Source organism: Intrasporangium calvum (assembly GCF_028446585.1).
Classification (GTDB): Bacteria; Actinomycetota; Actinomycetes; order Actinomycetales; family Dermatophilaceae; genus Intrasporangium; species Intrasporangium calvum_A.
Window position 1 is genome coordinate 1 of record NZ_JAPFQL010000093.1, and the last position, 13,832, is coordinate 13,832.

The 13,832-nt window shown below is 71.1% G+C and carries 16 protein-coding genes; 6 read left to right on the plus strand and 10 right to left on the minus strand.

Translation table 11 applies throughout. The features are described from left to right. On the minus strand, nt 1–632 hold a 632-nt coding region (locus OO014_RS16820; RefSeq protein ID WP_272463477.1), incomplete at its 3' end, for a GNAT family N-acetyltransferase. A 100-nt stretch (nt 633–732) separates the two neighbouring features. Between OO014_RS16820 and OO014_RS16825 the strand changes: the two genes are divergently transcribed. Then, complete coding sequence (locus OO014_RS16825) at nt 733–1,581, plus strand: thermonuclease family protein (RefSeq protein ID WP_272463478.1); 849 nt, start codon at nt 733–735, stop codon at nt 1,579–1,581. 63 nt (nt 1,582–1,644) lie between these two features. After that, nucleotides 1,645–3,186: a threonine ammonia-lyase, biosynthetic gene (gene ilvA, locus OO014_RS16830; protein WP_272463479.1), complete on the plus strand. Its 1,542-nt coding sequence runs from the start codon at nt 1,645–1,647 to the stop codon at nt 3,184–3,186. A 9-nt stretch (nt 3,187–3,195) separates the two neighbouring features. On the opposite strand, the gene OO014_RS16835 is transcribed toward ilvA, so the two are convergent. The 4 genes from OO014_RS16835 to OO014_RS16850 are packed head-to-tail and all read right to left on the minus strand — an operon-like array spanning nt 3,196 to nt 5,899. Continuing rightward, entirely contained in the window at nt 3,196–3,816 is a 621-nt protein-coding gene (locus OO014_RS16835) for an ATP-dependent endonuclease (protein WP_272463480.1), read from the minus strand. An 11-nt stretch (nt 3,817–3,827) separates the two neighbouring features. Continuing rightward, nucleotides 3,828–4,352, minus strand: a complete 525-nt coding sequence (locus OO014_RS16840) for a glycine cleavage system protein R (RefSeq protein WP_272463481.1) — start codon at nt 4,350–4,352, stop codon at nt 3,828–3,830. 36 nt (nt 4,353–4,388) lie between these two features. Beyond that, nucleotides 4,389–5,414, minus strand: a complete 1,026-nt coding sequence (locus OO014_RS16845) for a succinylglutamate desuccinylase/aspartoacylase family protein (RefSeq protein WP_272463482.1) — start codon at nt 5,412–5,414, stop codon at nt 4,389–4,391. Next, a complete protein-coding gene (locus OO014_RS16850) occupies nt 5,414–5,899 on the minus strand; it encodes an ATP-dependent zinc protease (protein ID WP_272463483.1) in 486 nt (161 codons plus the stop codon). The genes OO014_RS16845 and OO014_RS16850 overlap by 1 nt, the downstream gene beginning before the upstream one ends. Before the next feature lie 17 nt (nt 5,900–5,916). Here OO014_RS16850 and OO014_RS16855 point away from each other — a divergent pair, with 17 nt between their 5' ends. Both OO014_RS16855 and OO014_RS16860 read left to right on the plus strand, forming a co-directional pair. Beyond that, nucleotides 5,917–7,113: a RimK family alpha-L-glutamate ligase gene (locus OO014_RS16855; RefSeq protein ID WP_272463484.1), complete on the plus strand. Its 1,197-nt coding sequence runs from the start codon at nt 5,917–5,919 to the stop codon at nt 7,111–7,113. A 34-nt stretch (nt 7,114–7,147) separates the two neighbouring features. After that, nucleotides 7,148–8,515 (plus strand): MBL fold metallo-hydrolase, encoded by a 1,368-nt coding sequence (locus tag OO014_RS16860; protein ID WP_272463485.1) that lies wholly within the window; start codon nt 7,148–7,150, stop codon nt 8,513–8,515. Nucleotides 8,516–8,518: 3 nt separating this feature from the next. On the opposite strand, the gene OO014_RS16865 is transcribed toward OO014_RS16860, so the two are convergent. Together OO014_RS16865 and OO014_RS16870 are read right to left on the minus strand one after the other, a co-directional pair. Continuing rightward, entirely contained in the window at nt 8,519–8,692 is a 174-nt protein-coding gene (locus OO014_RS16865; RefSeq protein ID WP_272463486.1) for a hypothetical protein, read from the minus strand. Nucleotides 8,693–8,748: 56 nt separating this feature from the next. Further along, complete coding sequence (locus OO014_RS16870) at nt 8,749–8,955, minus strand: hypothetical protein (RefSeq protein ID WP_272463487.1); 207 nt, start codon at nt 8,953–8,955, stop codon at nt 8,749–8,751. A 239-nt stretch (nt 8,956–9,194) separates the two neighbouring features. Between OO014_RS16870 and OO014_RS16875 the strand changes: the two genes are divergently transcribed. Next, nucleotides 9,195–10,607 (plus strand): aspartate aminotransferase family protein, encoded by a 1,413-nt coding sequence (locus OO014_RS16875; RefSeq protein ID WP_272463488.1) that lies wholly within the window; start codon nt 9,195–9,197, stop codon nt 10,605–10,607. A gap of 5 nt (nt 10,608–10,612) precedes the next feature. Here the strand turns inward: OO014_RS16875 and OO014_RS16880 are convergent, their stop codons facing one another. Both OO014_RS16880 and OO014_RS16885 read right to left on the minus strand, forming a co-directional pair. After that, a complete protein-coding gene (locus OO014_RS16880) occupies nt 10,613–11,488 on the minus strand; it encodes an LLM class flavin-dependent oxidoreductase (RefSeq protein ID WP_272463489.1) in 876 nt (291 codons plus the stop codon). Beyond that, nucleotides 11,485–12,090 (minus strand): DinB family protein, encoded by a 606-nt coding sequence (locus OO014_RS16885; protein WP_272463490.1) that lies wholly within the window; start codon nt 12,088–12,090, stop codon nt 11,485–11,487. The genes OO014_RS16880 and OO014_RS16885 overlap by 4 nt, the downstream gene beginning before the upstream one ends. Before the next feature lie 146 nt (nt 12,091–12,236). Here OO014_RS16885 and OO014_RS16890 point away from each other — a divergent pair, with 146 nt between their 5' ends. Then, entirely contained in the window at nt 12,237–12,749 is a 513-nt protein-coding gene (locus tag OO014_RS16890; protein ID WP_272463491.1) for a hypothetical protein, read from the plus strand. Nucleotides 12,750–12,777: 28 nt separating this feature from the next. Here OO014_RS16890 and OO014_RS16895 read toward each other — a convergent pair whose 3' ends face one another. Further along, on the minus strand, nt 12,778–13,707 hold the full coding sequence (locus tag OO014_RS16895; RefSeq protein WP_272463492.1) for an EamA family transporter: 930 nt from the start codon (nt 13,705–13,707) through the stop codon (nt 12,778–12,780). Between the last annotated feature and the right edge of the window lie 125 nt (nt 13,708–13,832).

Below are 13,832 nucleotides of genomic sequence, written 5' to 3' on the forward strand. Positions count from 1 at the left end.
AGCGACCGGGTGATCGCCGTGCCGTGGCCGCGGTTGCGGTGAGCCGGTGGGACGGCGATGCCCATCAGCTCGGCCACGTCGCCCCGGGGCGCCGCCGATCCGGCGCCGCACAGCCGCGCGCCCTCGTAGGAGGCGACGACGATCAGCGCACCCTGCTCGATGAGGTCCGGCTTGCGGCCGGGGTGCTGGTGCTCGACCTCGTCGCGCCCGGTGAACCCGGCCTTGACGGCACCGAAGGCGATGCCCAGGTGCGGGTCCGCCGGCGGCAAGGGTCTGGCTTGGGGGGCTGCGGTGACCTCCACGCCGGGCGGCAGGGTGAGCAGCGGGTAGTGCCTCGGCTCGAAGCCCGCCCCCCGGACCGCGGGCAGCAGCGACGGCGTCACGTCTGCGACCCACTCGATCGCGCGTGGCAGACCCAGGGCGGCCTGCCGCTCGAGCACCTGCTCGACCGACCTGGGCGTGAACGTCGCGGACCCGTGCAGCCGAGGCCTGGCATAGAACTGCCAGCCCGTGCCGCCCTCCGGGACGAAGACGGTGAACGGGCCGACCTCCTCGGTCGTCGCCACGGCCCGAGGAACGAGGTCGTAGTACTCCTCGACCCGCTCCAACACCTCGGCCCGCTCCGGCTTCATGGCGTCACCTTCGCAAAGAGGTCAGGCTGTGAGCCAATGCATTTCCACCGATCCCCGGGTTCCACAGTGCACCGGGCGCGGGCGTGTCAGGATCGGGGCGATGAGCGGCAGCAGACGGTCGAGGGGCGCCCGCCGGGGCCTGGCCATCGCCATCACCGGCGTTGCGGTCGGCGTGCTGTCCCAGTGCGCCCAGCCGACGCTGCTCGCTCCGAGCGACCTGGGCTCGACGACCACCACGCCGGCAGGAGCACCGACCTCCGCGTCGACGTCCGCCTCCCCGGCCCAGCCCGTCCCGGCCGCGAAGCCACCCGCAACGCGTACGGCCGCGCCCAAGCCCACCGCGTCAGCGAAACCTGCGCCGACCCGCTGGGAAGTGACCTGGGTCGTCGACGGTGACACGATCCACGTCTCCCGCGGAGGCGACGTCGTCAAGGTCCGCCTCATCGGCATCGACACCCCGGAGCGAGACGAGTGCGGCTACCAAGGCGCCCGGGACAGCCTGCGGCGCATCATCGCCGGACGCGCTGTCACCCTCGAGAAGGGGGCCCGGACGAGCCAGGACCAGTACGGTCGGCTGCTCCGCTACGTCCGCGCCGGGGGCACTGACGTCGGCCTGGCCCAGATCAAGAGCGGCTTCGCGGTGGCTCGGTTCGACTCACGGGACGGCTACGGCAGCCATCCTCGCGAGGACGCCTACATCGCCGCCGACCGCCAGAGCGCCGACCGGGGGTGGGCCTGCGCCGAGCCGGCCCCGGTCAAGCCCCAGACCGGCTGGCCGCTCCCCGGTGACGAGCACCCCTGCCCCCAGGGCCGGCCGATCAAGGGCAACGAGTCGTCGATGATCGCCCACTCGCCGGGGCAGCAGTCCTACCTCGTGACCAACCCGGAGCAGTGCTTCGCCACGCTGAGCGACGCGGTGGCCGCCGGCTACCGACCCGCGAAGCGCTGATCGACGATCTCGTCACGTGGGCGAAGGTGCCCGCCCGCGGCGCACGGGTCTACGCTCCGAAGGGTGGTGACCAACGGCGAACGGGCCGGCGGGAACGGCGCCGACCTCCTGCGTGACGTGCTCCGCGCGCCGGTCTACGAGGCAGCCGTCGTCACGCCCCTCGAGGTGATGGAGTCCCTGTCCGAGCGCCTCGGCAACACCATCGAGGTCAAGCGCGAGGACCGGCAGCCGGTCCACTCGTTCAAGATCCGCGGCGCCTACACGCGGATGCGGGCCCTGTCGCCTGACGAGACGGCCCGTGGCGTCATCGCGGCGTCCGCCGGCAACCACGCCCAGGGAGTCGCGCTCTCGGCGGCCCTGCTCGGCATCGAGGCCGTCGTCGTCATGCCGGTCACGACCGCGCCGATCAAGGTCGATGCCGTGCGCAGCCACGGCGCGACCGTCGTCCTCTTCGGCGACACGTTCGACGAGGCCAAGGCGGAGGCGCTCAGCCTCGCCGAGGAGCACGGCCACACCTACATCGCTCCCTTCGACGACCCGCTCGTCATCGCGGGACAGGGGACGATCGGGCTCGAGCTGATCCAGCAGGACGCCCACCTCGACCGGGTCTTCGTGCCGGTCGGCGGCGGGGGGCTGGCGGCCGGTGTCGCAGCGCTGATCAAGAACCTCATGCCCGGCATCAAGGTCATCGGTGTCGAGCCCGAGGACGCTGCGTGCCTCACGGCCGCGCTCGCCGCGCACGGGCCGGTCGAGCTGCCGGAGGTGAGCCGCTTCGCGGAAGGGGTCGCGGTCAAGCGGATCGGCGACACGACATTCGCGATGTGCCGTGACCACCTCGACGACGTCGTGACCGTCGACTCCGACGAGATCTGCGCGGCGATCAAGGACATCTTCGAGGACGTCCGAGCCGTCGCCGAGCCCGCTGGCGCAGTCGCGCTGGCCGGGCTCAAGAAGTACGTCGAGGAGCATGAGATCACCGGCGAGCGCCTCGCGCACGTCCTCTCGGGAGCCAACGTCAACTTCCACTCGCTTCGCTACATCTCCGAGCGGGCCGAGGTCGGCGAGCACCGTGAGGCCCTCTTTGGCGTGACCATCCCGGAGCGGGCCGGGTCGTTCCTGGAGTTCCTCCGAGTGCTCCGGGGGCGGGCCGTCACCGAGTTCAACTACCGGGTCGACGGGTCGACCGAGGCGCGGATCTTCGTGGGCGTCCAGCTGCTGCGTGGCTTGGCCGAGCGCCGTGAGATCGCCGAGGCCGTCGCGCGGGCCGGGTACCCGGTCATCGACCTGTCCGATGACGACACGGCGAAGACGCACGTGCGCTACATGATCGGCGGGCACCCGCCGGCGCTGCGGGAGCAGGTCTACTCCTTCGAGTTCCCGGAGCACCCGGGGGCGCTGTCCCGCTTCCTGACCCAGCTCGGCACGCGGTGGAACATCACGATGTTCCACTACCGCAGCCACGGCGCGGACTACGGTCGCGTCCTGTGCGCGTTCGAGGGCGTCACGGACGACGTCGACTTCCATCGGCACGTCGAGGCGCTCGGTTACCCCTATCGGGACGTGACGACGAGTCCGGCTCTGGCGTACTTCCTGCTGCCGCGCTGAGCCCGCGTGTCAGTCGTCCCAGCTGTCCGTGCCCGTGGGTCGCAGCGCCCCTGAGCCCACCTGCTGGGAGATCCGGTCGAGCAGGGCGGCGAGCGGCGGGGGTGTGGTGACCGCGTCGAGCCGGCGGGCCAGCCGCTCGGCGAGGACGACCTTGCGGCCGGAGCCGCTGCCGGCGAAGCGGTGGAGCTGGTCCGCCAAGGGGCGCCCGCGCCACTCCGGCTGGTGCTGGAAGGTCCGGAACCGATCGAGATGCCCCATCTCGTCGAGCACCTCCTCGACGGCCCGCGTGCCGAGGGCTCGGATGAGCTCGTCCTCGAGGTCCCGGTCGCACAGGAAGAAGCCGTGCGCGACGAGGTCGACCGGCCCCTCCGGCACCACCTGCGCCCGCTGGAGGGCACCGACCACGAAGCGCTCCTCCGCCACGTCGTAGAGGCCGAGGACGACCGCGCCCGGGTGCTCGGTCAGCGAGCGCCGCAGCTCTCGCGCCACATTGGTCACGCCGTCCATGGAGACGACCCGGACCCGATCGCCGCCGTCGAGGCCGCGGGCCCGGAGCAGGACGGCGAGAGCCGCTGCGTCACTGCGCCCTTCGACGAGGATGACGACGTCTGGGACCGGGCCCAGCGGCATACGGACTGGTCCTACTGCTCGCTCACGTCGAGGTCGACGAGCAGCTCGGTCGCCAGGCGCTCGAGGTCGCCGCGGATCTGGCTGATCTCGGCTCCCTGCGGCACCCGCACGACGACATGGGCCTCGAAGAGGCGGCCGCCCGCCATCGGCGCGTCCCGCGTGGTCGTCTCGATCGTGACGATGCTCAGCCCGTGGCGGGCCAGGACGGCGGAGACGTCGTGGACGATGCCGGGGTGGTCGTTGCCGACGAGGTCGATCGTCAGGGTGTTGTGCTCGACCGCCGGGGCAGCGAGCGGCTCGTCCGCGCCCGGGTGGGCCGCCACGTCGAGCAGGCCGTCGAGCTCCCGCAGGGAGCCGGTCAGCTCGTCCGCGCGCTCCGCGGGGACGGAGACGACGACGATCCCGGCGAACTTGCCGGCGAGCTCAGCCATCTGGCTGCGCTCCCAGTTGCCGCCGTGCGCGGTGACGACGTTCGCGAGGGCCTCCACGAGGCCGGAGCGGTCGTCGCCGATGACAGTGAGCACGAGTCTGGGCACCTTGGCATCGTAACGGCCGGGTGCGGGACCCGCTCCTCAGCTGAGGTCGGGATCGAGGTCGTGGTGCGGCAGGGCGTCGATCGGCGGGTCAAGGGGGGCGGGAGCCTCGATGGGCTCGAGCCCTGCGATGTGGATCAGGGCGTCCCCCCGGTTGACGAGGGGAGCGGTCGTGCGGCCGACGACGATGCCGGAACGGTCCGCGTGGACGAGGCGCAGCGTCTTGCCGAAGGAGTCCGTGAGGCTCCCGAGACGATCGCCGACGTGCACGCGCTGCCCGAGGACGACGTCGAGCTGAAGGATGCCGGTCCGTCGGGCGCGGACCCAGCCGCTCGAGCGGGAGAAGAGACTCGGCTGGGGCGGCGGCTCCACCGGGTCGATCATCCCGAGCGAGGCGAGGACCCGACGCACACCCGCGGTGCCCGCCTCGATGGCCCACTCGTCGAACCGCCACGCCTCGCCCGCCTCGTAGAGGAGCACGGCCGCGCCGCGCTCCCGGGCGGCCGCGCGCAGCGACCCGTCGCGGAGCCTGGCGTTGACCATGACCGGCGCGCCGAAGGCCTCGGCGAGCGCGAGGGTGCGCGGATCGTCGAGGTCGGCCCGGATCTGGGGGTGGTTCGTGCGGCCGAACGAGCCGGTGTGCAGGTCGATGCCGACCTCGCCCCGCCCGACGACCTCGGTCATGACGAGGTGGGCGATCCGGCTCGCGAGCGACCCGCGCGCCGAACCGGGGAAGGATCGGTTGAGGTCCCGGCGGTCGGGCAGGTAGCGGTCGCCCGCGGTGAAGCCGAGGACGTTGACGATCGGCGCGGCCACGAGGGTGCCGCGGAAGGTCTTCGGGTTGAGTCGTGCCAGGACCCGTCGGATCACCTCGATGCCGACGACCTCGTCCCCGTGGATGGCCGCGGTGACCCAGACGGTCGGCCCCTCCTCGCGGCCGTGGACGACCCGGACCGGCAAGGTGATCTCGGCGCCGGTGACGAGACGGGTGATCGGCAGCTCGACCTCACGGGCGTAGCCGGGGCGGATCCGGACCGGGCCGATCCCGAACGAGGCGCGGGGCATCAGCGGCCCCGGTTCCGGCGGCGCAGGGCGACGCGCGGGCGGCCACCGAGGTAGGAGCGACGCGGGTCCACGACGAAGCCCTGGCGCAGCGCCTCGCGCCCGATGAGCATGCGAAAGCCCATCTGGTCGCGGTTCGTCAGCGTCAGCTCCGCGGTGATGGTCCGTTTGCCGAGCACCACGTCGACGAGCACGACGATCCGCTCCTCGGCGTGCCCGGACGAGCTGCGGACGATGCGCTCGTCCTGGATCGGGCACTCGACGACGACCGCGTCGGCGTCGGACCGCTGCCACGGGTGCACCGAGAACCGCACCCACGGCTCGCCGTCCCGGGTCAGGTGCTCGATGTCGAACGCGTGCAGCGAGGAGGACCTGGCACCGGTGTCGACCTTCGCCTTGATCCAGGGAACGCCGAATCCGGGGAGGCTCACCCACTCACGCCACCCCACCGGGGTGCTTAGATGGGTCGGCTCCAACACGTCGATCATCTTTGCAGGTAACCCCCATGAAACTCGGGATCCTCTCGCGCGCCCCACGGGCGTACTCCACCCAACGGTTGCGAACAGCTGCCCTTGACCGCGGTCACGAGGTGCGGGTGCTCAACACCCTGCGCTTCGCGATCGACCTCTCCGGACCCGACCCGGACCTGCAGTTCCGCGGCCGTCCGATCTCGGACTACGACGCCGTCCTGCCCCGAATCGGCAACTCGATCACCTACTTCGGCACCGCCGTGGTGCGGCAGTTCGAGCAGATGGACGTCTACACGCCCAACACGGCCAACGGCATCGCCAACTCCCGTGACAAGCTGCGCGCGACGCAGATCCTGTCCCGGCACAACATCGGGATGCCGGCCACGACGTTCGTGCGCAACCGGGCCGATGTCCGGCCGGCGATCCAGCGGGTCGGCGGGGCGCCGGTCGTCATCAAGCTGCTCGAGGGCACCCAGGGCATCGGCGTCATCCTCGCCCCCGAGGTGAACGTCGCCGAGGCGATCATCGAGACGCTCCACAGCACGAAGCAGAACGTCCTCATCCAGAGCTTCGTCAAGGAGAGCAAGGGCCGCGACATCCGGGCGCTCGTCGTGGGCGACCGCGTCGTGGCCGCCATGCGCCGCGTCGCCAACGGCGACGAGTTCCGCTCCAACGTCCACCGCGGCGGCACCGTCGAGCCGGTCTCGCTGCCCGCCGAGTACGAGCAGGCGGCGGTGCGGTCGGCGCAGATCATGGGTCTGCGGGTGGCGGGCGTCGACATGCTCGAGGGCATCGAGGGACCGCTCGTCATGGAGGTCAACTCCTCGCCCGGCCTCGAAGGGATCGAGACCGCCACCAAGCTCGACGTCGCCGGCGCGATCATCGACTACATCGCCAACCAGGTCGCCTTCCCCGAGATCGACGTGCGGCAGCGGCTGACCGTCTCGACCGGCTACGGCGTCGCCGAGCTCGTCGTCCATGGTGGTGCCGACCTCGTCGGTAAGACGATCGCCGAGTCCGGCCTGGACGACCGGGACATCACCGTCCTCACCCTGCACCGGGGCGCCGCCGTCATCCCCAACCCGCGACGGCGCACCGAGCTGCAGGCAGAGGACCGGCTCCTCTGCTTCGGCAAGCTCGAGGAGATGCGGTCGATGATCCCGGAGCGGCGGCGCCGTCGGCACAAGGTGCGCCGCCTTCCCAAGGAGCCCCTGGTCGACGACCGCGAGTGAGTTTGCCGACACCCCTTGGGGTATGGGCAGGGGCATGGCGACCATCATCCCCATCGAGACTCCCAGCCTGGGTGACCGCAGCTACCTCGTGCACGACGGAGCGACCGCCTTCGTCGTCGACCCGCAGCGCGACATCGACCGGGTCCTCGACCTCGCCCAACGCGAGGGGGTGTCGATCACCCATGTCTTCGAGACGCACCTGCACAACGACTACGTGACCGGCGGGCTCGCGCTCGCCCGCAAGGTCGGCGCCGGCTACTACGTCAACGGCGCGGACCGGGTCGAGTACGAACGGACCCCCATCGCGGACGGAGACGTCGTCCGGGTCTCTGACCGCCTGTCCGTCCGCGCCATCGCCACGCCGGGCCACACCTTCACCCACCTGTCCTACGCCGTGTACGAAGGTGACGAAGCCCTCGGCGTGTTCACCGGCGGCTCGCTCCTCTTCGGCGCCACCGGCCGCCCCGACCTGCTCGGCCCCGAGCACACCGAGGAGCTGGCCGGGCGGCAGTACGACTCGGCGCATCGGCTCGCCGAGGAGCTCCCCGACTCCGCGGAGGTCCTCCCGACTCACGGCTTCGGCAGCTTCTGCTCAGCCGGGTCGACGACCGAGAACGCCACGACCTCCACGATCGGCGCCGAGAAACGGTCCAACCCCGCCTTCTCGCAGGCCAGGGACCAGTGGGTCCGCGAGACGCTCGACGGGCTCGACGACTACCCGGCGTACTACGTCCACATGGGTCCGGCCAACGCGGCCGGCCCGGGCGCACCTGACCTGACGCCTCCCGCCCGGGCCGACCGGGAGGCGATCGCGCGGAGCATCGACGCCGGCCACTGGGTCGTCGACCTGCGCAACCGGACCGCCTTCGCCTCCGGCTTCGTCGGCGGCACCCTCAACATGGGCATCGACGGTCAGTTCTCCACCTATGTCGGCTGGCTCATGCCGTGGGGGACGCCGCTCACGCTGCTCGGCGAGTCCCCCGACCAGGTGGCCGAGGCGCAGCGCGAGCTGGTGCGCATCGGCATCGACCAGCTCGCCGGCGCGGCAACCGGGAAGCCGTCCGAGTGGAGCGACGCCCCCCTGAAGACGTTCGAGCGCGCCACCTTCGCCGATCTCGCGCACGTCCGCCATCACCGAGCTGTCTCGGTGCTCGACGTCCGCCGGGCATCCGAGTACGACGACGAGCACGTCGCAGGCGCCGTCAACGTGCCGATCCACGAGCTGCTGGACCGCCTGGAGGAGGTCCCCGACGGCGAGGTGTGGGTGCACTGCGCGAGCGGCTACCGGGCCGCCATCGCCGCGTCCGTCCTCGCCGGCCAGGGGGGCAAGGCCGTCCTCATCGACGACGACTTCGGCGAGAAGGCGGCCCGTGCGGGACTGCCGATGGACTCGACGGGCTGATCGTCAGCCGACCGGGATCTGCTGTTCCTCTTCGTGTTCCGCGGCCTCCAGCTTGGCGATGACACTCCTGACCTGGGCGAGGACGTCGGCCTCGTCGTGGCCGAACGTGCTCAGGTAGGCGTGCATCGCGTGCTGGGTCAGCGCCAGCTCGGCGTCGGTGAGATGCACTGTGTTCACATCTCCACGGTACGCCCGGGGACGTCTGGCCGGCGCTGAACCGCAGACGTGTCGGGTCACGACGCCGTGATCACGACCTTGAGGGCACGGTTGCCGGCCGCGTCGGCGAACGTGTCGTAGGCGTCGAGGATCTGGTCGAACGTGAAGCGGTGCGTGACGAACTTCGCCGGGTCGATCGCCCCGGCCTCGATCTGGTCGAGCAGCTCCTGGGCCGTCGTCGCGTTCACCAGGCCGGTGGTGATGGTGATGTTGTTCGGGCACACGGTCTAACGCCCAACTTCATTCTCCTCCGTTGCGGCACAAGGGAATCGGTGACAAGGCTCACCGGCATCGCGCGCGGTTCCGGGACCTCTGGCCCTAACCGCTCATACCGATGCTCACAGATGGCAGTCGACCACGGAATCCGTAGGTCAAAGGCCGTATGGCCGACGTGTTTCATTGTTGACTAGCCAGTTGACCCACGGATTCATTAGAGTGCGGGTGTGCATCCAAGGAGGCAGCGATGACGCAGACACTCGGCACCACCCCCACCGCCGACCCCGGCACCCGACGGCACCTGCCGGAGACGTCCCGGCCCGTCGACCCCCAGCGGGTCAAGTCCCTGCTCGCAGCGGAGTGGGAGCGGTTCACGACGTGGTCGCAGGCCTCGGGAGCGCACAACGAGCGCGCGAGCAAGTCGCTCCCGCTCGGCGTCACCAGCTCGTTCCAGCACTGGGAGCCCTACCCGATCTCGATCCAGTCGGCCCGCGGCGCCTGGCTCACCGACGTCGACGGCACCCGGCTGCTCGACCTGTCGATGGGCTTCGGTGCGATGCTCGTCGGCCACCTCAACCCGACGGTCGTCGAGCACGTCACCAGGGCGCTGACGGACACCGGCACCCTCTTCGTGACGCCCTCCCCCCAGGCGACCGACGTGGCCGAGCGGTTCCAGCGGCGGTTCGGTCTCGACATGCTCCGCTTCACCAACTCCGGCACCGAGTCGCTGATGTATGCGATCCGCGCCGCCCGCGCTCACACGCGCCGCAAGGCCATCATCAAGATGGAGGGTGGCTACCACGGGGGCTACGACGCCCTGCAGGTGTCGGTGAAGCCGGACCTCGCCGACATCGGCCCCACCGACGCCCCGATCCCCGAGGTGCCGTTCGACGTCGAGGCCGGGACGGTCCACGTCATCGCCTACAACGACCTCGGGCAGCTCGACCGGGTGCTCGCGGAGCACGGTCGTGACATCGCGGCGCTCGTCATCGAGCCGGTCATCGAGAACCTCTCGATCGTGGTGCCCGACGCGGGCTACCTCGCGGCCGTCCGCGCGGCGTGTGACGAGCACGGCGTCGTGCTCATCTTCGACGAGGTGAAGACCGGCCTCACCGCGGGCTACGCCGGGGCCGCCCAGCGCCTCGGCGTGCAGCCGGACCTCATCACGCTCGCCAAGTCGATCGGGGGCGGGCTGCCGCTCGCGGCCTTCGGCGGCAAGCGCGAGATCATGGAGGTCGTCGTCGACGGGCGGATGGCCCACTTCGGCACCTACAACGGCAACCCGCTCGTCATGGCGGCCGCCCAGGCGGTCGACGAGATCTGCACCCACGAGGCCCTCGAGGCCGCGGAGGCGATGAACAACCGGGCGATGGACGCGATCGACGAGATCATCGCGGCCCACGAGCTGCCCGCCCACACGGTCGGCCTCGGCGTCAAGGGCTGCGTCACCTGGGCGACGACGCCGGTGCGCAACTACCGGGACTACAAGGCGACCGACTTCGGGCTGGCCGAGCTCTCCTGGCTCTGGGGCGTCAACCGGGGCGTGCTCACGCCGCCCGGCCTCGACGAGCAGTGGCTCGTCTCGCTGGCCCACACCGATGCGGACATGGCGATCCTCGTCGACGACTTCCGGCAGCTCGCGGAGGCGCTGCGCGCCTGAGGGGCCTATTCCGTATGCCGCTGGGCTCGGTTCCGCTCGGCGGCGACGAGCTCGCGGGTGGCGGGGGCCACCTCCTGACCGAACGCAGCGACAGCAGCCGGGTCGTCGCCGGTGGCGATGAAGGTGCTGAACCCGTGCTCCAGGGCCAGCTCGGCCAGCTCGGCCGGGCTGGACGCCGCGCCGCCGAGGTTGAGCAGGCGGCGGATCGCCTTGGGGTCCCGGCCTGCCGAGGCAGCGGCCGCGTCGATGCGTGCGTTCGAGTCGGCGATCTGAGCGGCGCCCTGCAGGTAGGGCAGCGACGGGAGCCAGCCGTCCGCATGCTCCCCGACGAGCCGCAGCATGCGGGGCTTGAGGCCGCCGACCCAGATCGGGATGTCGTGCGCGGGCGTCGGACCCCGCTTCGCGCCGTTGACCCGATGGTGCCGACCGTCCACGACGAGCCGACCGGGTGCCGCTGGCTCCCAGATGCCACGGATGATCTGGATCGCCTCGCCCAGGGCGGTGACGGACTGACCGGGAGTCAGCCGCTGCCCGCCCATCGCGACGATGGGGGCCCAGAAGCCGCCCGCCCCGAGTCCCAGCTCGAGCCGGCCGCCGCTCAGCAGGTCGAGACTGGCGGCGGCTCGCGCCAGGACGGCCGGCTGGCGCAGCGGCAGGTTGAGCACGTTGCCGGCCAGGTGCACCCGCTCGGTCCGGGCCGCGACGTAGCTGAGCAGAGTCCACGTGTCGAGGAACGCCGGTTGGTAAGGATGGTCCTGGAACGTGACGAGGTCGAGCCCCGCCGCCTCGGATGCCTGGGCCAGCTCGACGACGCGCTGCGGCGCCTGGTTCGTCGGCGTGATGAAGGAGCCGAAGAGGAGGTCGTGCCCGTAGTCGGTCATGTCCCGTCAACGCCGGGGACGGCGTCGGACATCCCCGGCGTTCCTGAGACCGGACGCCAGCCAGGGGGTGGGTCCTCGCCGACGCGACCGTCCACCGCCTCACGGAGCAGGTCCGCGTGGCCGGTGTGTCGCGCGTACTCCTCCAGCAGATCGAACAGCAGCCTGCGGAGACTGGCGTGGTTGCCCCGGTCGTCCGCGGCGTGCCCCAGCTGGTCCAGCCCGCCGTCGGCGAGCGCGGCACGGATGGTCCGTCGGCAGCGCTCGACGGCGTCGTCGTAGAGCGCGTACAGCTCCTCGGGCGCGTCGTCCGAGGCGGAGGCGAACTCCCACTCGTGCTCGCCCGCCGCCTCGAAGGACGCCCACGGTTCGCCGATCGGCGCACCGAGCAGCTTGCGGCTCAGGTAGGTGTCCTCGACGGCGGCGAGGTGCTTGAGCAGCCCACCGAGCGTCAGGTCCGAGGTGGGGATGCGTCGCCGCAGTCCAGCAGCGTCGAGGCCGTCCGCCTTCCAGCGGAACGTCGCGCGCTGGCGATCGATCGCGCCGAGCAGCTGCTCGACCTCGGTGCCGGCGAGCGGTGGTTCCCAGGGCGTCATGTCGCTCATGTCGACCACGGTAGGCACTCGCCCCTCCGGGACGTCGCGAAACCCGAGTTGCCTCTGCCGCGGCAGTCCTACGATCGAATGGTGCGAGGCCGGCACAGCCTGCCACTCCGGCCGGCTCCCGGCGTTGCGGAGAGGACCGCACCACGATGTTCAACCACCTCCACACCACCTCTGCCCAGGCCCGACGACGCTGGCTGCTCAGCGGCGGCGCCCTCGTCGCGGTCGCCCTGCCGTTGGCCGCCAGCGTCGCGCAGGCGGCCGGCTGCGCGTCCGTCCAGGGCAAGATGACACTGGTGCCCGTGCCGGCCGCCGAGTGCTCCTCGCCCGTCGGCATCTGTGTCACCGGGACGTTCAAGGGCGGGATCGACGGCACCCTTGTCTTCACGGCGACCAGCCTGACCCCGACGGTGGACACAGCCACCACCGGCGTCGTCCTGGCCACGGGCGACAACACGATCGCGGCAAAGGACGGGACGATCACGACCAAGGACGCCATCGTCCTGCAGACGACAGGGCAGGGGATGTTTGCCGAGATCGACACGATCGTGGGCGGCACCGGGTCGTACGCAGGCGCCACCGGCGCGATCACCGCCACCGGCGTCTTCGACGGCGTCAACCCGGGACAGGGGCGCTACAGCGGCGAGATCTGTCTCCCGTAACCCGGGTCGAGGAGGTAGCCCTCGATCGTCACGCGTCCACGCTGGCCGTATGCCGCTGGGCTCGCACCGCGCCCGACGTGGCCGTGCGGCGGCGCTGAAGATGCGGCCACAGGACGCCGCCGACGATGAGGACACCGCCGAGCAGCTCCCATCCGGACGGGCGCTCGCCGAGCACCAGCCAGGCAGCGGTGAAACCGGCGACCGGGACGAGCATCGAGAACGGCGCGACCGAGCTCGCGGAGTTCCGGGCGAGGAGGCTGGTCCAGAGCCCGCTGCCGACGACCGTGGCCAGGATGACGGTGTAGGCGAGTCCGAGATTGGCGGACCAGGCCGTCGGCGCGCTCGCGAGCGAGGCTCCGACCCGCTCCGGTCCCTCCACCAGCAGCGACAGCGCGATGAACGGGATGGGCGGGACGACCGTCATCCACATCATGAAGCGGAAGGGCGCGTCCGGCTGGGCCTGACGGGAACAGAGGTTGCCGATGGCCCAGCCGAGGGCGCCGGCGAGCACGAGCAGGACCGGCACGAGCGACACCGCGAGTCCGCGATAGCCGGCGATGACGCCCAGGCCCGTGAGGGCGACCGCCACCCCCGCGAGGACGGGCCAGCCCGGGCGCTCCCGGAGGAAGACGGCAGCGAGGATCACGGTGAAGGGCGCTGATGCCTGGAGGACGAGGGAGGACAGACCGGCCGGCATGCCCGCCGCCATGCCGAGATACAGGAAGGCGAACTGGAGGATTCCGAAGCCGAGACCGTAGCCGAGCAGCCAGCGCCACTGCACCTGCGGCCGCCGGACGAAGAGGAGCGTCGGGATGGCCAGGACGAGGAAGCGCAGTCCGGCCAGCAGGAACGGCGGGTAGTGCTCGAGCGATGCGTGGATCGCCACGAAGTTGACCCCCCAGATGATGGCGACCAGGGCGGCCCAGATGACGTCCTTGCGTGGCATTCCGAGATCCATGCCTTCACGATCCGATGATGTGTACTGTCAAGTCCATCGAGATTAACTGGCCTGACTCTGTAGTTTTGCTTCATGGATGTGCGGCGGTTGGCCTTGTTGCGTGAGCTGGCTCGGCGGTCAACGGT